Annotated in this window: 19 protein-coding genes; 6 read left to right on the top strand and 13 right to left on the bottom strand. The window is 59.8% G+C overall.

Translation table 11 applies throughout. From position 1 onward, the window contains the following. Nucleotides 1-56: 56 nt before the first annotated feature. Both aceB and ACLIKD_RS13000 read right to left on the bottom strand, forming a co-directional pair. Entirely contained in the window at nucleotides 57-1,655 is a 1,599-nt protein-coding gene (aceB, locus tag ACLIKD_RS13005; protein WP_428825401.1) for a malate synthase A, read from the bottom strand. 46 nt (nucleotides 1,656-1,701) lie between these two features. Continuing rightward, the gene (locus ACLIKD_RS13000) at nucleotides 1,702-2,400 is read right to left on the bottom strand and encodes a haloacid dehalogenase type II (RefSeq protein WP_428825400.1); all 699 of its coding nucleotides are present in this window, start codon (nucleotides 2,398-2,400) and stop codon (nucleotides 1,702-1,704) included. A gap of 84 nt (nucleotides 2,401-2,484) precedes the next feature. Here ACLIKD_RS13000 and ACLIKD_RS12995 point away from each other — a divergent pair, with 84 nt between their 5' ends. Together ACLIKD_RS12995 and ACLIKD_RS12990 are read left to right on the top strand one after the other, a co-directional pair. Continuing rightward, nucleotides 2,485-3,387, top strand: coding sequence for a LysR family transcriptional regulator (locus ACLIKD_RS12995; protein WP_226471287.1), 903 nt, complete (start codon nucleotides 2,485-2,487; stop codon nucleotides 3,385-3,387). Further along, complete coding sequence (locus tag ACLIKD_RS12990; RefSeq protein WP_428825399.1) at nucleotides 3,384-3,737, top strand: YbaN family protein; 354 nt, start codon at nucleotides 3,384-3,386, stop codon at nucleotides 3,735-3,737. The genes ACLIKD_RS12995 and ACLIKD_RS12990 overlap by 4 nt, the downstream gene beginning before the upstream one ends. 101 nt (nucleotides 3,738-3,838) lie before the next feature. Here ACLIKD_RS12990 and ACLIKD_RS12985 read toward each other — a convergent pair whose 3' ends face one another. The 5 genes from ACLIKD_RS12985 to clpS form a co-directional block, all read right to left on the bottom strand. Then, on the bottom strand, nucleotides 3,839-4,654 hold the full coding sequence (locus ACLIKD_RS12985) for a THxN family PEP-CTERM protein (protein ID WP_428825398.1): 816 nt from the start codon (nucleotides 4,652-4,654) through the stop codon (nucleotides 3,839-3,841). 266 nt (nucleotides 4,655-4,920) lie between these two features. After that, a complete protein-coding gene (gene aceA, locus ACLIKD_RS12980; protein WP_226416623.1) occupies nucleotides 4,921-6,219 on the bottom strand; it encodes an isocitrate lyase in 1,299 nt (432 codons plus the stop codon). A gap of 384 nt (nucleotides 6,220-6,603) precedes the next feature. Then, entirely contained in the window at nucleotides 6,604-7,095 is a 492-nt protein-coding gene (gene rraA / locus ACLIKD_RS12975; protein WP_428825397.1) for a ribonuclease E activity regulator RraA, read from the bottom strand. A gap of 65 nt (nucleotides 7,096-7,160) precedes the next feature. Then, nucleotides 7,161-9,422 (bottom strand): ATP-dependent Clp protease ATP-binding subunit ClpA, encoded by a 2,262-nt coding sequence (gene clpA / locus ACLIKD_RS12970; protein WP_428825396.1) that lies wholly within the window; start codon nucleotides 9,420-9,422, stop codon nucleotides 7,161-7,163. Then, the gene (gene clpS, locus ACLIKD_RS12965; RefSeq protein ID WP_428825395.1) at nucleotides 9,422-9,730 is read right to left on the bottom strand and encodes an ATP-dependent Clp protease adapter ClpS; all 309 of its coding nucleotides are present in this window, start codon (nucleotides 9,728-9,730) and stop codon (nucleotides 9,422-9,424) included. Before clpS ends, clpA begins: the two co-directional genes overlap by 1 nt. Before the next feature lie 274 nt (nucleotides 9,731-10,004). On the opposite strand from clpS, the gene ACLIKD_RS12960 reads away from it, so the two are divergent. Next, on the top strand, nucleotides 10,005-10,208 hold the full coding sequence (locus ACLIKD_RS12960; RefSeq protein ID WP_066880803.1) for a cold-shock protein: 204 nt from the start codon (nucleotides 10,005-10,007) through the stop codon (nucleotides 10,206-10,208). 72 nt (nucleotides 10,209-10,280) lie between these two features. Here the strand turns inward: ACLIKD_RS12960 and soxZ are convergent, their stop codons facing one another. The 3 genes from soxZ to moaC are packed head-to-tail and all read right to left on the bottom strand — an operon-like array spanning nucleotide 10,281 to nucleotide 11,520. Beyond that, nucleotides 10,281-10,592: a thiosulfate oxidation carrier complex protein SoxZ gene (gene soxZ / locus ACLIKD_RS12955; protein ID WP_428825394.1), complete on the bottom strand. Its 312-nt coding sequence runs from the start codon at nucleotides 10,590-10,592 to the stop codon at nucleotides 10,281-10,283. A 2-nt stretch (nucleotides 10,593-10,594) separates the two neighbouring features. Further along, nucleotides 10,595-11,068, bottom strand: coding sequence for a thiosulfate oxidation carrier protein SoxY (gene soxY / locus ACLIKD_RS12950; RefSeq protein WP_428825393.1), 474 nt, complete (start codon nucleotides 11,066-11,068; stop codon nucleotides 10,595-10,597). A 17-nt stretch (nucleotides 11,069-11,085) separates the two neighbouring features. Beyond that, nucleotides 11,086-11,520, bottom strand: coding sequence for a cyclic pyranopterin monophosphate synthase MoaC (moaC, locus tag ACLIKD_RS12945; RefSeq protein ID WP_428828343.1), 435 nt, complete (start codon nucleotides 11,518-11,520; stop codon nucleotides 11,086-11,088). 158 nt (nucleotides 11,521-11,678) lie between these two features. On the opposite strand from moaC, the gene ACLIKD_RS12940 reads away from it, so the two are divergent. Genes ACLIKD_RS12940 through pabB form a run of 3 tightly spaced genes read left to right on the top strand, consistent with a single transcriptional unit; the run spans nucleotide 11,679 to nucleotide 15,099 of the window. Further along, complete coding sequence (locus ACLIKD_RS12940; RefSeq protein ID WP_428825392.1) at nucleotides 11,679-13,082, top strand: beta-barrel assembly-enhancing protease; 1,404 nt, start codon at nucleotides 11,679-11,681, stop codon at nucleotides 13,080-13,082. 38 nt (nucleotides 13,083-13,120) lie between these two features. After that, entirely contained in the window at nucleotides 13,121-13,348 is a 228-nt protein-coding gene (locus tag ACLIKD_RS12935) for a sulfurtransferase TusA family protein (RefSeq protein ID WP_226416615.1), read from the top strand. A gap of 35 nt (nucleotides 13,349-13,383) precedes the next feature. Next, on the top strand, nucleotides 13,384-15,099 hold the full coding sequence (pabB, locus tag ACLIKD_RS12930) for an aminodeoxychorismate synthase component I (protein ID WP_428825391.1): 1,716 nt from the start codon (nucleotides 13,384-13,386) through the stop codon (nucleotides 15,097-15,099). 31 nt (nucleotides 15,100-15,130) lie between these two features. Here pabB and ACLIKD_RS12925 read toward each other — a convergent pair whose 3' ends face one another. The 3 genes from ACLIKD_RS12925 to ACLIKD_RS12915 form a co-directional block, all read right to left on the bottom strand. Then, entirely contained in the window at nucleotides 15,131-15,607 is a 477-nt protein-coding gene (locus ACLIKD_RS12925) for a hypothetical protein (protein ID WP_428825390.1), read from the bottom strand. 13 nt (nucleotides 15,608-15,620) lie between these two features. Further along, the gene (locus tag ACLIKD_RS12920; RefSeq protein ID WP_428825389.1) at nucleotides 15,621-18,446 is read right to left on the bottom strand and encodes a valine--tRNA ligase; all 2,826 of its coding nucleotides are present in this window, start codon (nucleotides 18,444-18,446) and stop codon (nucleotides 15,621-15,623) included. A gap of 65 nt (nucleotides 18,447-18,511) precedes the next feature. Continuing rightward, nucleotides 18,512-18,922, bottom strand: coding sequence for a hypothetical protein (locus ACLIKD_RS12915; protein WP_428825388.1), 411 nt, complete (start codon nucleotides 18,920-18,922; stop codon nucleotides 18,512-18,514). Nucleotides 18,923-18,930 lie beyond the last annotated feature (8 nt).

The following is an 18,930-nucleotide window of genomic DNA, read 5'->3' as shown; positions in this document are numbered from 1 at the left end:
GCTTACTGCTTCTCTGTCGGAGTCGGGCGTCTAGGCGCCTTCTTTCCGGGTGCTGCTTATTCCATCGCTTCGTACAGCGGCAGGGTCAGGAATTCCGGGTAATCCGGGGTCAGGGACATCTTGTCGAAGATCTCGGCAGCCTGGTCGTAGGAGGCGGTGTCTTCGCCCTGGGCGGAAACCGTGGCCTTCACCTTGGCCAGTTCCTCGGCGATCATCGGGCGGACCATGTCTTCGGTGACCTTGCGGCCGTCGTCGAGAATGCCCTTCGGCGACACCACCCATTGCCAGACCTGCGAACGGGAGATTTCGGCGGTGGCCGCATCTTCCATCAGGTTGTGGATGGGCACGCAGCCGTTACCGGCCAGCCAGGAGCCGAGGTAGTGGATGCCGACGTTGATGTTGTTGCGCAGGCCGGCTTCGGTGATCGGGGTTTCCGGCTTGAAGTCGAGCCACTGGGCCGGGCCGAACTTGCCTTCGACCTGCTTGCCGAACTGGTTGGGCTTGTCGCCGAGGACCTTGACGAACTCTTCCATGGCGATCGGCACCAGACCCGGGTGAGCTACCCAGCCGCCGTCGTAGCCGTCGTTGGCATCGCGCGTCTTGTCGTGGCGGATGCCGGCCAGGGCCTTTTCGTTGGCGACCGGATCGTTCTTGATCGGGATCAGGGCCGACATGCCGCCCATCGCCGGGGCGCCGCGCTTGTGGCAGGCCTGGACCAGGGCCAGCGCGTAGGAGCGCATGAAGGGCACTTCCATCGTGATGGCGCTGCGCTGGGCCAGACAGAAGTCCTTGTTCTTCTTGAACTTCTTGATGCAGGAGAAGATGTAGTCCCAGCGCCCGGCGTTCAGACCAGCGGAGTGTTCGCGCAGTTCGTAGAGGATTTCTTCCATCTCGAAGGTGGCGAGGATGGTTTCGACCAGCACGGTGGCCTTGATGGTGCCTTGCGGCAGGCCGATGTGGTCCTGGGCCATGACGAAGATGTCATTCCACAGGCGGGCTTCGAGGTGGCTTTCCATCTTCGGCAGGTAGAAGAAGGGGCCGGCGCCGCGGGCGATCTGTTCCTTTGCGTTGTGGAAGAAGACGACGGCGAAGTCGAAAATGCCGCCGCCGACGCGCTGGCCGTCAACCAGCACGTGCTTTTCGTCGAGGTGCCAGCCGCGCGGCCGGATCTGCAGGGTGGCGATCTTGTCGTTGAGCTTGTATTCCTTGCCGTTCTCGCCCTTGAAGGACAGTTCGCGGCGGATCGCCTTGTACAGGTTGATCTGACCCTGGATCTGGTTGTCCCAGTTCGGCGAGTTCGAATCCTCGAAGTCGGTCATGTAGGAATCAGCGCCGGAATTGAAGGCGTTGATGATCATCTTGGCTTCGACCGGGCCGGTGATTTCGACGCGGCGGCAATGCAGGGCCGGCGGCACCGGGGCGACTTTCCAGTCGCCGGCGCGGATGTGGGCGGTTTCCGGCAGGAAGTCGGGCATTTCGCCGGCATCGATGCGGGCCTGGCGGGCAACGCGGGCTTTCAGCAGTTCCTGGCGACGGGCTTCGCAGGCGCGGTGCAGCTTGGCGACCAGTTCGAGGGCTTCGAAGCTCAGGACGGATTCGTAACCCGGCTTGATCGGGCCGGTGATTTGCACGCCTTGGGGCAGGTTGAGGCTCATGGAAACTCCTTGTTTAAGATTGAAGGTTGGCAAGTGGGTGATCGGTTCAGCCGTGCAGTCCGCTGACGTAGGCCAGTACGTCGGAGAGCTGGCGGCCGGTGGCAGTGGGTGAGACATCCAGAACTTCTTCCGGTTGCTCGTTGCGGTTGACCCAGAACGTGGTGAAGCCGAACCAGGTGGCGCCGCAGGCATCCCAGGCATTGGCCGAGACGAACAGGATTTCGCTGGCCGGCAGTTGGAAGGCATCGACAGCCAACTGGTAAACCGCCGGCGCGGTCTTGAAAGTTTGCACGCTGTCGGCCGAGAGGATGTGGGCGAACAGATTGTTCATGTCGTTGTATTTGACGGCGATGTTGAGCATCGAGTAGGTGCCGTTGGACAGGATAGCCAACGGGATGCCCATCGCTTTCAAGGCTTCCAGCGTCGCGATGTTTTCCGGGAAGGGCCGCAGACAGGCGTACTGATTCATCAAATGCTGGCGGCGGAAATCGTTGAGGTCGAGCGCCAGGCTGCGTCCGGCAAAAATCAACGCATCGCGGGTGACTTCCCAGAAGGTCTTGAATTGTCCGCTCATGGCGCGGATGCGCGTGTATTCGATCTGCTTCTGCCGCCACAGTATGGTCAAGGCTTTCCCCTGGCCGGGAAAATACTCCTCGGCCAGCGCTTCCATGCAATAGACGTCGAACAGCGTGGCGTAGGCGTCGAAGGCGATGGCTTTGATCGGGGTGGCAGGTGATTGCGTCATTATGGATTGGAAGTTTATTGTTACTTTGAAGATAAGATAAGCGGCGGAAAAGGCGATAATTCTTTTACTAAAAGTATCGAATCCATGGATACCTTCAAACAAATTTCTGCTTTTGTAAATGTCTCGACGCGCGGCAGCCTGTCGGCCGCGGCGCGTAGCGAAGGCGTCACGCCGGCGATCATTGGCCGGCGCCTCGATGCGCTGGAGACTCGTCTCGGCGTCAAGCTGCTGCTGCGCACGACACGCAAGCTGACGCTGACTTTCGAGGGTCAGGCTTTTCTCGAAGATTGCCAGAAAGTGCTCAACGATCTGGCCAATGCCGAAGCGGCGGTCTCGCTCGGCGGGGTGCGGGCGAGCGGCCAGTTGCGGGTGTCGGCTCCGTCCGGCTTCGGCCGCCGGCATGTGGCGCCGCTGGTTGGCGATTTCATGCAGGCCAACCCGGAAGTGACGGTCAACCTCGATTTGAGTGACCGCCTGGTCGACCTGCTCAACGAGAACATCGATTGCGCCATCCGGATCGGCGAATTGACCGACTCCAGCCTGGTCAGTGTGCGCCTGGGCGAGATGCGCCGGATGGTGGTGGCCAGCCCGGCCTATCTGGTGGCGCATGGCGTGCCGCGCGAACCGGCCGATCTGGCCGGCCACAATTGCCTGTCGCTCGGCCAGCAGCGCGGCTGGGTCTTTCGTAATCCGCAAGGGGGGGCGGTGGATACGCTGAAAGTCAGCGGTACCTTCGAGTGCAACGACGGGGCGGTCCTGCATGAATGGGCGCTGGCCGGGCGCGGGCTGGCCTGGCGCTCGCTGTGGGAAGTCGGTCAGGATCTCAAGGAGGGCCGCCTGACATCGGTGCTCGATGCCTGGCAGGCGCCGCCCATGGGCATCTACGCGGTCTTTCCCCAGCGCCGGCACTTGCCGTTGCGGGTGCGGCTGTTCATCGACCTGCTGAAGGAAACCTACAGTCGGCCAAGCTATTGGGAACTGCGGTGAAAAAGCCGGTCTATCGGCTGCTCGGCTTTGTTGCGGTGCTGCTTGGCGTGGTAGGGGCGGTGCTGCCGCTACTGCCGACGACGCCTTTTCTGATTCTCGCGGCCTATTTCTTTTCGCGCTCGCATCCGGAATGGGAAGCCAGACTGCTGGCCCACCCGCAAGCCGGGCCGGCGATTCGCGCCTGGCGGGACCATCGGGCTATTCCGGCAACGGCAAAACGGCTGGCGACATTGCTGTTGGGGATCAGTGCGTTCGGTGGTTGGTATGGCTTGCCCGAACCGTGGCGCTATTTGCCGGCTGGCGTGGCGGTCGGGGTGCTCGGCTGGATGTGGTCACGGCCTTCGGTGTGACGGGTCGGCATCGGGTGGTTGTGGGTGGGGGCAATCCGGCACGATTGTGAACAAAAAAACCCGCGACGATTTCGCGGGTCTTTGAACAGCTGCCCAGGCGCTCAGAGTTTCCGGCGCCGCGTCGCACCCAAACCAGTCAGAGCGATGCCGAGCAGGGCCAGAATGCCGGGTTCAGGGACTTGCAGCGGGTTGCTCGAGATCGTGAAACCGAATGCCAACCTGGTGGACTCGCCTTCTTCAGTGGTGAAGCCAATGCAACCAGGTGCCTGACCTGCAGCAATACAAGCCGAGTTCTGCAGGGTTCCGAGCACGCCACCGGTAACCGGGAAAATATTCACGAAGTAGGTCCTTAGCCCATCGCCGTCGAGTGCATCGTAGTTGAACGATGAGTTCAGCAAGCCGCCGGTCAGGACGAAAATGTCGTTGCACGGATTGTTGGCCGGACTGTTTGCGGCGCAGGGCGTGCTGTTGGTCGTTTCAACAAAGGCGATGTTGAAGGGGAACAGCTGAATTGGCAGTGCAGGATTGTCCGGTGACGCCGGGTTAAGCGTTACCGTATTGGTCAGCACGGCGGACAACAGTGAGGTCCCGGTAATCGGATTGTTGTTGTGGGTGAGCGAGGTGCTCAAGCCAAGGAAAGGCGGCGCGTTCGGCACACCAGCACCAAGATAGGTATTGACACTCCCGGTGGCCGGGCTATCACCGATCACCAGCGAGCTTCTACCCGAGCCGGTGGATGTTCCCCAGGACAGCGCACCGACACCGGCCCCCGGATTTGTTCCGCCGGGGCCGTTATAGCTTGCTGCGGTGAAAAGGCTTGTTATCGTGTAGTCCCAGTTTGTCACGATGGCGCTGGCGGATGACGACGCTAACAGGAGTGAGATTCCGATACTGCAAAACTTCGCAAGTAGTTTCATGATTGAATCCTCCGTGAAAGACACTTGACACGCAGCATCACGCATGCCAGCTCGGGCTAAGGCGATGTTTCTAATTGATTCCTTGCTGGCCGGAACCGCGGCATCCGGCATCGATGTAAAAGAATCCGACAACGATGGAACCAAGTTGGCTTTTCTTTGCCGCCGCCAAGCCTTGTCTTTGTCGAGCCGCAATGAAAAAGGCCGGCCCTTTTTGGGGGCCGGCCAGTGTGCCGCCGGATAAGGCAGCAGCTAAAGCGATTAGCTTTTTAGTGGAACTGTTCTTCTTCGGTCGAGCCGGTCAGCGCCGTAACGCTGGACTTGCCACCCTGGATGACGGTGGTGACTTCGTCGAAGTAACCGGTGCCGACTTCCTGCTGGTGGGAAACGAAGGTGTAGCCACGATCGCGGGCTGCAAATTCCGGCTCCTGAACCTTCTCGACGTAGGCCGACATGCCGCGAGCGACGTAGTCCTGGGCCAGATCGAACATGTTGTACCACATGGAGTGGATGCCAGCCAGGGTGATGAACTGGTACTTGTAGCCCATGGCGCCCAACTCTTTCTGGAACTTGGCGATGGTGGCATCGTCCAGGTTCTTCTTCCAGTTGAAGGACGGCGAGCAGTTGTAAGCCAGCATCTTGCCCGGGAACTTGGCATGCACGGCGTCAGCAAAACGCTTGGCATATTCCAGATCCGGCGTACCGGTTTCACACCACACCAGATCGGCGTACTCGGCGTAGGCGACGGCGCGGGAGATGGCTTGTTCCAGACCTTTCTTGGTCTTGTAGAAGCCTTCGGCAGTGCGCTCGCCGGTCAGGAAGGGCTTGTCGTTCTCGTCGTAGTCGGAGGTCAGCAGATCGGCAGCTTCGGCATCGGTACGGGCGATCACCAGGGTCGGCACGCCGCAGACGTCGGCAGCCATACGGGCAGCGATCAGCTTCTGGATGGCTTCGGCGGTCGGAACCAGCACCTTGCCACCCATGTGGCCGCACTTCTTGACGGAAGCCAACTGGTCTTCCCAATGCACGCCTGCAGCGCCGGAGCGGATCATCGCCTTCATCAGTTCGAAGGCGTTCAGCACGCCGCCGAAACCGGCTTCAGCATCGGCCACGATAGGCGCGAAGTGGTCGATGTAACCCTTGTCGCCCGGGTTGGCACCCTTGGACCACTGGATTTCGTCGGCCCGGGTGAAGGCGTTGTTGATGCGCTCGACAACCTTCGGCACGGAATCAACCGGGTACAGGGACTGGTCCGGGTACATGGCGGCGTATTCGTTGTTGTCGGCGGCAACTTGCCAGCCGGACAGGTAGATGGCCTTGATGCCGGCCTTGACCTGTTGCATGGCTTGGCCGCCGGTCAGGGCGCCCAGGCAGTTGACGTAGGGTTCGTTGTTGACCAGATCCCACAATTTCTCGGCACCGCGACGGGCCAGGGTGTATTCAACCGGGACGGAGCCGCGCAGACGGACGACGTCAGCAGCGGAGTAACCGCGCTTGATGCCTTTCCAGCGGGGGTTTTCAGCCCAGTCTTTTTCGAGGGCGGCGATTTGCTGTTCGCGAGTGCTCATGTGTATTCCTCAAGAGATTTGGTTATTGGTTTCGGCACTAGCGCCAATTGCAGTAGCGCTGTGACGGTAGGGGCAGTATAGAGATTATTCTGCATGGCAGCAACGGTCTTATATAAGACATAAGACAATATGTTTTTCAATTAAAACATGGTGTTGTATGCAATTTTTCACAATATGAAACGACGATCGTTTCCGTGAAATGCAGTGCACCATTTTTTCGGATGGCCTGGGGGATGGCGCGGTCGATAACCCGGAATCCTTTCGCTCACCGGCCGGAATTGGGCAGGCCGATCTGGTCGAGGCAGGGGGGGCTGTACGCCGTGGCTGTGCAAGCACGACTTCTGGGCTGGGTAGAAAAAAACCGGGGAGTTCCCGGTTTTTCGTTCAGGTCAGTGCCTTGCCGGAAACCAGCACGCCGTCTTCATCGGCATAGAGCCAGTCGCCCGGATTGAAGGTGACGCCGCCAAAGGTAACGGCGATGTCGCGATCGCCGACATCTTTCTTGATGCTCTTCTGTGGGTGCGTATTCAGGGCGCGAACCCCGATATCGATGCCGTTGATATCGGCCGAATCGCGGATACAGCCGTAAACCACAACGCCTTCCCAGCCATTCTTCTCGGCCAGAATGGCCAGCTGGTCGCCAACCAAGGCGCAACGCAGCGAGCCGCCGCCGTCGATCACCAGCACCTTGCCCTTGCCATTTTCGGCAAAGGCGGCACGGACCAGCGAGTTGTCTTCGAAAATCTTCAGCGTAACGATCTCGCCGCTGAACGAGTTGCGGCCGCCATAGCGCTGGAACATCGGGGCGACGACGCGCAGGCTCCGGCCGAGTTCGCTTTCGAATTCGTCACACAGGTCGGGGGTCTTGAAACTCATTGTTTTGTCTCCGGAAATAAAAAAGCCGTGCAATCTTGCACGGCTTTCGGGGTGCCTGGCAATCGTCAGACAACCGCTTCGGACTTTTCTTCCTCGAAACCGAGTTTGATTTTGCCATCCTTGTCGAGGTCGACCGTGACACGACCGCCGCTGGCCAGCTTGCCAAACAGCAACTCGTCGGCCAGCGCCGAGCGGATGGTGTCCTGAATCAGCCGGGCCATCGGGCGGGCACCCATCAGCGGGTCGAAACCCTTCTTGGCGAGCAGCGCCTTGACGGCATCGGTGAAGTGAGCTTCCACTTTCTTCTCGTGCAACTGTTCCTCGAGTTGAATCAGGAATTTGTCGACGACACGCAGGATCACGTCGTGGTCGAGCGGTGCGAAGGAAATGGTTGCGTCCAGACGGTTGCGGAACTCCGGCGTAAACATCCGCTTGATTTCTGCCATCTCGTCGCCGGTCTGCTTGGCATTGGTGAACCCCATGCTCGACTTCTGCAGATCAGCAGCGCCTGCGTTGGTCGTCATGATGATCACCACGTTCCGGAAATCAGACTTGCGCCCGTTGTTGTCGGTCAGTGTGCCGTGATCCATAACCTGCAACAGGATGTTGAAAATGTCCGGATGGGCCTTCTCGATTTCGTCGAGCAGTAGCACGCAATAAGGCTTCTTGGTAACCGCTTCGGTCAGCAATCCGCCCTGCTCGAATCCGACATAGCCCGGCGGGGCGCCGATCAGTCGCGATACGGCATGGCGCTCCATGTACTCGCTCATGTCGAACCGCAGCAATTCGATGCCGAGGCAATAGGCGAGCTGCTTGGCGACCTCCGTCTTGCCAACGCCGGTCGGGCCGCTGAACAGGAAGGAGCCGATCGGTTTGCCCGGGTTGCCGAGGCCGGAACGCGCCATCTTGATCGCCTGGGTCAGCGCATCGATGGCCTTGTCCTGACCGAAGACGACCGCCTTCAGGTCGCGGTCCAGGTTCTTCAAGGCACCACGGTCATCCAGTGTCACGTGCTGTGACGGAATCCGGGCGATCTTGGCGACGATTTCCTCGATGTCGGTCTTGTTGATGACCTTCTTCTGCTTCGACTTGGGCAAAATCCGCTGTGCCGCGCCTGCTTCGTCGATGACGTCGATGGCCTTGTCGGGCAGATGGCGGTCGGTAATGTAGCGGGCGGAAAGTTCCACCGCCGAGGAAATCGCTGTCGCCGAATACTTGACGCCATGATGTGCCTCGAAACGGGACTTCAGGCCCTTGAGGATTTCGACGGTTTCGGCCACGGATGGCTCATTGACATCGATTTTCTGGAAGCGGCGGGACAGCGCACTGTCCTTCTCGAAAATTCCCCGGTACTCGGTGTAGGTCGTTGCGCCAATACATTTCAACTGACCGGACGAAAGCGCCGGTTTGAGCAGATTGGAGGCATCCAGCGTACCGCCGGAAGCCGAGCCGGCACCGATCAATGTGTGGATCTCATCGATGAACAGGATGGCATTCGGGTTGTCGCCCAATTGCTTGAGCACGCCCTTCAGGCGCTGTTCGAAATCGCCCCGGTACTTGGTGCCGGCGAGCAGCGATCCCATATCCAGCGAATACACGTTGGCCTTGGCCAGAATATCCGGCACTTCGCTTTCGACAATGCGCCGGGCAAGGCCTTCGGCGATGGCCGTCTTGCCCACGCCGGCTTCGCCGACCAGCAAGGGGTTGTTCTTGCGGCGACGGCACAGGGTCTGGATAACGCGTTCAAGTTCCTTGTCGCGGCCGATCAGCGGGTCGATCTTGCCCTGCAAGGCGAGGGCATTGAGATTGATCGTGTATTGCTCAAGCGGGCCGGCCTGTTCCTTCTCGCCTTCGGTTTCCACCTGATCGCCTTCGACCGGAGCTTTTTGCTGCGGCACCTTGCTGATGCCGTGGGCAATGTAGTTCACGACATCGAGGCGGGTGACGCCCTGTTTCTGCAGGAAATACACCGCATGCGAGTCCTTTTCGCCGTAGATCGCGACGAGAACGTTGGCGCCATTCACTTCCTTCTTGCCCGAGGACTGAACGTGCAGGATGGCCCGCTGGATCACTCGTTGGAAACCGAGTGTCGGCTGGGTGTCAATGTCGTCTTCGCCGGATACGGTGGGCGTGTGTTCGTTGATGAAGTTGGTCAGATCCTTGCGCAACGTATCGGGCTTGGCACCGCAGGCGCGCAGGGCATCGGCGGCGGACGGGTTGTCGATCAGCGACAGCAGGAGGTGTTCGACGGTAATGAACTCGTGGCGTTTTTGACGCGCCTCGACAAACGCCATGTGCAGGCTGACTTCGAGTTCCTGGGCAATCATCAGTTTTCCTCCATTACGCAAGCAAGCGGGTGGTGATGCTGGCGGGCAAATGCACTCACTTGTTCCACCTTCGTTGCCGCGATGTCGCGCGGAAAAACCCCGCACACGCCACGGCCTTCATTGTGAACTTTGAGCATGATTCGCGTCGCTTGTTCAGTATCGAGAGAAAAAAAACGTTGCAATACAGCAATGACGAAATCCATCGGGGTGTAATCGTCATTGAGCAACATCACCTTGTACATCTTTGGCGGTTCCAATTTGCTGCGTTGTGCTTCAAGCTGGTCGCCATCCTGAATCTTCGTAGCCATGTTTTCGATTCTATACAGTCCGACTCAATCTGCAACTATAAACATGGGGACGAATTCCTTAGTTTCCAGAGGGATATAAAGCAATTCGCTTGCCTGTTTTTTGCTGCGCTGCCGCATTGAATCTTGTTGACGATAAAATCCAGATCGCGTAGAAAGCAATCGTGTTTGGCTTCTAGGTGCATCAAGGCTGCTGCAACGCACCGGGTCACTGAGATCAAACAGGGAGTCGGGGAGACCCGGAAATTTGTTCGTTTTTTGTATGAAAGTTGCAAACATGGCAATCGGTACTGTCAAGTGGTTCAATGATTCCAAGGGCTTTGGTTTTATCACTCCTGATGATGGCAGCGAAGATCTCTTCGCACATTTCTCCGCCATCAACATGAATGGCTTCAAGACCCTGAAGGAAGGCCAAAAGGTTTCCTTCGATGTCGTGCAAGGCCCCAAGGGCAAGCAGGCTTCCAACATCCAGAGCACCTAAGCGACGGATAGTTCCAAATTAAAAGCCCGTCTGGTTTCAGACGGGCTTTTTTGTTTTGGGGGCGTTTTCCGGTCAGGCGATGATGATTTCGTCCTGCCGCTTGTCACCAAGGTTGTCCTGCCAGTTGATCGTCAATTTGTCGCCGACCTTGATGCCGCGGGCTTTGAAGGTGAACAGCGGATTTTTCGAGATCGAGGTATTGAGCTGCCCGTCGATCATCGGTTTGCCGTTGTGGTTGACCGAGAATGTCTGGATGAAATAGACGGGCAAGGTCTGGCCCTTGTCATCCTTGCGTTGTCCGGTTTCCATCGGATGCTGCAAAAGGATGCGTAGGTCGGTAATTTCGCCCTGAATTTGTGCGCGAATCTTGATCTGTTCTGCCACGATTAACCTCCACACCCACCGAGGGTTACCTTGATTTCACGGAAGGCAACGTAGGTCTTGCCATCGGTGGCTTTGACGACGGCCCGGATGCGTGTTGTCTCGGCCAGTTTGATTTGTACCCGGGCATATGGCAGCGCCGGGGCGGAGAAATTGAGGTTGGCGCACAGCGGCATCGGGTTCTTGTCGGCGAAGAGTCCCAAGCTGCGGGTGTTCGCTATGTTGCTGGTAATCTCGATTTCGACTTTGGCGCCGTTCTCGGCGATTTCCGGAGCATTGATTACGATGTCGCGCGATTCGGCAGCGTTGCCGCTGCCGTAGGCCTTCAAGGCGTCGTTGATGGTACTTGCCGTAAAGGCGCTGCGATTCGACTCGGCAGCCAGTACGGCGGTCGGCCTGAGCAGGCCGGTGCCGATCAGCGGCGCGAGCAGGGCGGCGGAGGCACCACCCTTGAGCAGGCTTCTTCTCGATTCAAACATGGTCTTTCCTGTGGGATCTATTCGGCAAGCCAGTGGCCGGATTTGCCGCCGGATTTTTCAAGCAGGCGGATGTTTTCGATGCGCATGCCGCGGTCGACGGCTTTGGTCATATCGTAGATGGTCAGCAGACCGACCGAGGCTGCGGTCAGGGCTTCCATTTCGACGCCGGTTTTGCCGAAACATTCGGCGGTGACCTGGCAATGAACGGCGCTCTGTGCTTCATCGATGGTGAAATCCGCCGCCACATGAGTCAGCGCAATCGGATGGCAAAGCGGGATCAAGTCGCCGGCTCGTTTCGAGGCCTGAATGGCCGCGATACGGGCAATCCCGAGAACGTCGCCTTTTTTGGCCGAGCCGGAGCGAATCAGCGCCAAGGTTTCCGGTTTCATGAATATGCTGCCTGCCGCGCGGGCGATCCGTGCCGTTTCGGCCTTGCTGCCGACGTCCACCATGTGCGCCTGGCCGGTGCTGTCAAAATGGGTAAGGTTCTGGTTTGTCACTTGAATTTTTACTGGGTTACGTCTACCCCGGGAGGCCGCCCTGAGGGCTGCGGTATCATAGCACCATGCCACTTGCTCAACGATTGATCGCCGGAATCCTGGCCTGTTCGATGGTCCTTACCCCCCTGCGCGCCGACGATCTGCCGGAATTGGGTGATGTCGCCAGCAACGAGCTGTCGCTGAGTGCCGAGAAGAAAATCGGTACGCAGATCATGCATGAAATTCGCTGGCGTGAACCGAGCTATCTCGATGATTCGGATGTCGAGGCCTATCTCAATCAGCTGGGGGGGCGGCTGGCTTCGGTCAGCAACGATCCGGGCATGGGGTTCTTTTTCTTTCCGATCAATGACGCGAGTATCAATGCTTTCGCAATGCCCGGTGGTTTCATCGGCGTGCATACCGGGCTCATCTTGTCGGCGCAGACGGAGTCCGAGCTGGCCGGGGTTATGGCCCACGAAATATCGCACGTGACGCAGCGCCATATTGCCCGTCAGGTTTTTCAGTCGAAGCAGTTGGGCATGGCCGCCATGCTGGCTATGGGGCTGGCCTTGCTGGCGGCGCGCTCAAACGGCCAGGTGGCCGGAGCCGCCATGGCGACGACGCAGGCGGGTGCGATATCCGCCCAGCTTGCCTTTTCGCGGGATTTCGAGCGTGAAGCGGATCGCCTGGGCTTCGATATCATGCGGCGGGCCGGCTTCGATGTGCGCGGCATGTCGGTTTTCTTTACCCGTCTGCAACAGGCCGTTCGCCTGTACGAGAACAACGCCACGGCTTACCTGAGGTCGCATCCACTGACCGGCGAGCGGCTGACCGACATGCAGAATCGCGAGCAGTCGCTGCCCTATCATCAGGTGCAGGACAGCGTCGATTTCCAGTTGGTGCGTGCCAAGTTGCGGGCGTTGCAGGGAACGCCCGGCGAGGCAGTCCGCGATTTCGAAATGCTGCTGCAAGACAAGAAATATATCGCCGAGGCGGCGACCCGCTATGGTCTGGCCTACGCCCGTTATCGCGGACGCGATTGGGCCGGGGCCGAGCGCGATGTCCTGGCGGCACGGCGGATGAAGGTCTCGGCGGCGATGCTCGAGCGGCTGCTGGCCGATATCCACATCGCCCAGGGTGATGTCGGTGGCGGATTGCGAGTTTACCGTGATGCGATGGTGCGCTTCCCGCTCAACCACGGCTTGCTCTACGGCTATGGCGGTGCGCTGATCGGTGCCCGGCACTTTGACGACGCGCTGGCTTTCGTCGAAACACAACTGCAGAGCTATCCGGAAGACGTTCGCTGGCACAAGATGCGGGCCGAGAGCTATGCCGGACTCGGCCGCAAGGCGCAGCAGCATCGGGCGCTGGCCGAAGTCTTTGCCTTGCAGGGGCAGACGGCGGGTGCTGTCGAACAACTGGAGTTGGCGCAAAAAGCTGGCGATGCCAATTTTTACGAGTTGTCGACCATCGATGCCCGCCTGCGCGAACTGAAACAGCGGCGGTTCGAGGAAATGAAGGAAAAACGCAATTAGAGGTAAAATTTGGCCCCCACCCAAGAAGCCAAACGACCATGGAATTTGATCGCGATCTCGACGTCAAGGGACTGAATTGCCCGCTCCCCATCCTGCGTACCAAAAAGGCGCTGGCCGAGATGGAGTCTGGCCAGGTGTTGCGTGTGCTGGCGACCGATGCCGGTTCGCTGAAGGATTTTCCGGCTTTTGCCAAACAGACCGGCAATGAATTGCTCGAGCAAAAAGAAGAGAACCGCATCTTCGAGTTTTACCTGAAGCGCAAATAACCCACTCGTTGTACGCATTTTTCGAAGATCGGCAGGTGCCACCGGGCGAACCTGCCGCTTGGCGTTTTGAGGCGCTGATCGACTGCCTGACGGTGTGGGATGCGGCAACGCTGGCCCGGGCGCTGACTGTGCTTGCTGACGAGCCGGGCTGGGTGGTCGCCGCTCTCGATTATGAACTCGGTTACCTGCTCGAACCCAAGGCGGCACCGACCGGCTGGCAAACCGACGAAAGCCGCCCGCTGGCGCGGTTCTGGCGGTTTGCCCGGTGTGTCGAGCTGAGTGCCTTCGAGGCCGAGGCCTGGTTGGTCGAGCAGAGCGGGAAGGCAGCCGCCGGCATCGGCGGATTGCAGCCGGGAATTCCGGAAGATGAATACCTGGTGGCGGTCGAGCGCATAAAGCACTTGATTTTCAAAGGCGATTGCTATCAGGTCAATTTCACCTTTCCGCTGACCTTTGAATGGTTCGGTACGCCGCTCGATTTGTATGCCCGCTTGCGTCAGCGCCAGCCGGTGCGCTATGGCGGCTTCGTCGGCGATGCGCGGCAGGGCTTGGTTTCGCTGTCGCCGGAGTTGTTTGTCGAACGGCGGGGCGATCGCTTGCTGACCCGGCCGATGAAAGGGACTGCGCCGCGCAGTTCGCCGAAGGAAGATCTGCTCGCTTCCGAGAAAGACCGGGCCGAGAATCTGATGATTGTCGATTTGCTGCGCAACGATCTCGGCAGGATCGCTGACAACGGGAGCGTGGCGGTCGAGCGACTGTTCGATATCGAGGATTATCCGAGCGTCTGGCAGATGGTTTCCGAAATATCGGCACGCGTCGGCGGGCGTTCCTTCAGTGAAGTGCTGCAGGCACTTTTCCCCTGTGGTTCAATTACCGGGGCGCCCAAGATTCGCGCCATGCAGATCGCCGCGCAACTGGAAACCTGTCCTCGTCAGCTATACACCGGAGCTCTCGGCTGGCTGGCCCCGAACGGTGATCTCCGGCTGAACGTGGCGATTCGCACGCTGGAACTGGCGGCTGGCGGCAAGGGCAAGCTCGGGGTGGGCAGCGGCATCGTCGCCGATTCCCGGCCGGCGGCCGAGTGGCAGGAGTGTTTGCTCAAGGCGCGTTTTTTGACCGATTGCGACCCCGGGCTGAGACTGATCGAGACACTGCGCCGCGAGAACGGCGACTATCCCCGGCTGGCCGGGCATCTGGCGCGCTTGCGGCGGTCGGCGAAATGGCTGGGTTTTGTCCTTGACGAGCCGGCTGTCGGCAAGGCGCTGAGCCGCCAACCGGCGACTGGTGTCTGGCGGGTGCGGCTGACTTTGGGCAAGGCTGGCGATATCGAACTGCAGGCCTTTCCGTTGCCTGACGCGCCGGAAGACTTGCCTTATGTCAGGCTGGCTGAGGACCGCGTCGACTCCAGCGATCCACTGCGCCACCATAAGACTACCGACCGTCGTCTCTACGATGCCGCGCTGGCTGGTCTGCCGGCCAATTCATCGATCTTCGATGTGGTGTTTCTCAACGAACGGGGTGAAGTGGCGGAAGGGGCGCGGAGTAATGTTTTCGTCGAACGCAACGGACTGCTGCTGACCCCGCCGCTGGCCAGCGGCTGTTTGCCGGGTGTCCTGCGCGGCGAATTGCTGGCCGGCGGTCAAGCGATCGAGGCGATTTTGCGACCGGAGGATCTACTGTCCGGTTTTTGGCTCGGCAATGCGCTGCGTGGCCTGGTGCGGGTCGAGCTGCTGGCGCCCGACGCGGCCTGAAAATGGTTTTTCAGGCCGGCGAGCGGTTTGTTCAGCGGCGCAGTTTGCGCAGGTAAAGCCCGATCAGCGACAGCAGTCCGGCCGCTATGCCGTAGTAGAGCGCCTTGGCGCCGACATCCTGGTATTCAACGAGAACCGGTTTCTCGTCTTCCACCTTGTAACGGATGGTGGTCTGAAAGTGCCATGAAGACGCTTTGGCTTCGATCAGATTGTCTACCTTCTTCCATTGCAGCCAGCCCTTTTCCTCCATCACGTCGCCGGCGTCACCCGGGATGTTGATCGAGGTATACATCCCCTTGCTCTTGCCTTCGTCGAGGAGGCCATACGGAATGCCGCAGATTTCGCCTTTCTCGCAGACCGCCACGACGCGGAAATACGGTTTCCATTCGTCGGTTTTTTCCCAGGGCCAGAAAATGATGAAGGCAACCGTCCAGATCCACACCAGGCCACAAAAAAGCATCATGGCAAAGAAGGCCTGAGCGAAAAATCCGCGTTTTGTATCGGACATTGAATTCCTTCGTTTAGCCGAGTTTGGCCAGTTGAGGTTTGAGTTTTTCGAGCGTCGCCGTGAAGTCGGCGACCCGTTGCTTTTCCTGATCGATCACGGCTGCCGGCGCGCGGGCGACGAAACCCTCGTTGTTCAGCTTGCCCTGGGCGATCGAGATCTGCTTTTCCAGCTTTTCGATTTCCTTGGCGAGACGAACTTTTTCGGCGGCGGGATCGATTTCGACCTTGAGCATGAGCCGGGTTTCGCCGACCACCGCGACCGGTGCCATCGCATCGGCCGGCATGTCGTCTACCAGTTGTACCTCGGACAGCTTACCCAGAGCTTGCAGGATGGGCGCGAACTCGGCCATGTCGTCGCCGCCGCCGGCCACCAGCAGCGGCATGCGCAGGGCGGGCGAGACATTCATCTCGCCGCGCAGGTTGCGGCAGGCGTAAGCCAGGGCCTTCAGGCGCTCGACCTTGGCTTCGCTGGCGGCGTCGATCTTGTATTCCTCGGCGCGCGGGTAGGCGGCGAGCATGATCGAGTCGTGCGTCTTGCGGCCGGCGATCGGCGCGACGGTCTGCCACAGCTCCTCGGTGATGAACGGAACCAGCGGATGGGCCAGGCGCAGTACGGCTTCCAGCGTGCGGATCAGGGTCCGGCGGGCGCCGCGCTGCTGCGCGTCGTTGCCGGTCTGAATCTCGACCTTGGCGATTTCCAGATACCAATCGCAGAACTCGTCCCAGACGAACTTGTAGATGGACTGGGCGATCAGGTCGAAACGGTAGTCGGTAAAGTGGCGCTCGACTTCCTGCTCGACGCGTTGCAGCTGGCTGACGATCCAGCGGTCGGCGAAGGAGAACTCGAGCGGGGCGGAGCCGCCGCAGGCCGGACCGCCTTGCTGGTGTTCCAGGGCCAGGTCGTGGCCTTCGACGTTCATCAGCACGAAGCGGGTGGCGTTCCACAGCTTGTTGCAGAAATTGCGGTAGCCGTCGCAGCGGCCGAGGTCGAACTTGATGTCGCGGCCGGGGCTGGCGAGACTGGCGAAAGTGAAGCGCAGCGCATCGGTACCGAAGGAGGCGATGCCTTCCGGGAATTCCTTCTTGGTCTTCTTGGCGATGCTTTCCGCCTGCTTCGGGTTCATCAGGCCGGTGGTGCGCTTTTCGATCAGCGCTTCGAGGCCGATGCCGTCGATCAGGTCGATCGGGTCGAGCACGTTGCCCTTCGATTTCGACATCTTCTGGCCTTCGCCATCGCGGATCAGGCCATGCACATAGACGTGCTTGAACGGGATCTGGCCGGTGATCTGCTTGGTCATCATGACCATGCGGGCAACCCAGAAGAAGATGATGTCGAAGCCGGTGACCAGCACCGAGGACGGCAGGTATTGCTTGAGCAGCGGGTTAGCGGCGTCGATGGCGGCGTCGCCGGTCCAGTCCAGGGTCGAGAACGGCCACAGGGCTGAGGAGAACCAGGTATCGAGGACGTCTTCGTCGCGCTTCAGGGCACCGGTATAGCCTTGCTTGGCAGCCTCGGCTTTGGCTTCATCTTCGCTGTGGGCAACGAAGATCTGGCCGTTGTCGCCGTACCACGCCGGAATCTGGTGGCCCCACCACAGCTGGCGCGAGATGCACCAGTCCTGAATGTTGTTCAGCCACTGGTTGTAGGTATTGACCCAGTTTTCCGGATAAAACTTGATCTCGCCGGAATGCACGACATCGAGCGCCTTCTCGGTGATCGACTTGCCATCGTCGCCCGGCTTCGACATGGCGACGAACCATTGGTCGGTGAGCATCGGCTCGATGACAACATTGGTTCGGTCGCCGCGCGGCACTTTCAGCTTGTGCTTGTCGGTCTTTTCGAGGATGCCGAGGGCTTCGAGGTCGGCGAGAATGACCTTGCGGGCCTCGAAACGGTCGAGGCCGCGGTATTTTTCCGGGGCCTGGTCGTTGATCTTGGCATCCAGTGTCAGGATCGAGATCAGCGGCAGGTTGTGGCGCTGGCCGACGGCGTAGTCGTTGAAGTCATGCGCCGGAGTGACCTTGACGCAGCCGGTGCCGAATTCGAGATCGACGTAGCTGTCGGCGATGACCGGGATTTCGCGATCGGTCAGCGGCAGTTTCACCATCTTGCCGATCATGTGCTTGTAGCGCTCGTCCTCCGGATGGACCATCACGGCGGTATCACCGAGCATGGTTTCCGGACGCGTCGTGGCAACGACCAGACTATCCGAGCCATCGGCCAGCGGGTAGCGGATGTGCCACATGAAGCCGTCTTCTTCTTCCTGCACCACTTCGAGGTCGGAGACGGCAGTGTTCAGCTTCGGATCCCAGTTCACCAGGCGCTTGCCGCGGTAGATCAGGCCTTCGTTGAACAGGCGGACGAAAGTTTCGGTGACGACCTTGTTGAGGCCGGCATCCATCGTGAAGCGTTCGCGCTTCCAGTCCGGGCTGGTGCCCATGCGGCGCATCTGCTTGGTGATGGTGTTGCCGGAGTATTCCTTCCATTCCCAGACCTTTTCCAGGAACTTCTCGCGGCCGAGGTCGTGGCGCGAAATGCCTTGGGCGTCCAACTGGCGCTCGACGACGATCTGCGTCGCGATGCCGGCGTGGTCGGTGCCTGGTTGCCACAGCGTGTTGTGGCCGCGCATCCGGTAGTAACGGGTCAGCGCGTCCATGATCGTCTGGTTGAAGCCGTGACCCATGTGCAGCGTGCCGGTAACGTTGGGCGGCGGCAGCAGGATGCAGAAGTTGTCGGTCTTGCTGGCGTCTACACCGGCGGCGAAATAATTCTGGGCTTCCCACTCGGGATACCAGCGGCGTTCAATATCGGCTGGTTCAAAGGCTTTGGCGAGTTCCATGGGCGTGTCGGAATAGGGGAAAACCCAAAATTATACCGGAGCCCAGGCCCGGCCCCGCCGCGATCTCAGTCGCGCAGCTGTAGCGTCGCGATCTTTTCCTGTTCGGCGAGGTAGTCGCGAACGGTGGATTCGATGATCCGGGGAAGTTCGGCGGCGAGCCGCTGTTCGACCCGGCGGGCCAGTTCGTGGGCGATGATGTCGCGCAGTCCGGTATCGAAGGCCGGCAGGGCTGCCGTTTCCGCGATGTCATCGGGCGCCGCCGGTGCAACGTCTTGGTCGACGAGCGGCTCAGGCTCGGGCTCGGCGAGGGGCGCGAAGTGTTCGACGTCGAGCAGGACAGGGACGTCATCGTCCTCGTCCGAGGTTGGTATAACAACTGCGTCGGTAAGTACCGGTAGGTCGTCGATTTCGCCATTGTTCTGCCGCACGCGGTGCATCAGGGCATCGGCTCGGGCAAGGATGGGGCTGGTTGACACGTCGTTTC

The organism is Azonexus sp. IMCC34842 (assembly GCF_050368855.1).
GTDB lineage: Bacteria > Pseudomonadota > Gammaproteobacteria > Burkholderiales > Rhodocyclaceae > Azonexus > Azonexus denitrificans_A.
This window is presented reverse-complemented; position numbering and strand designations above follow the sequence as displayed.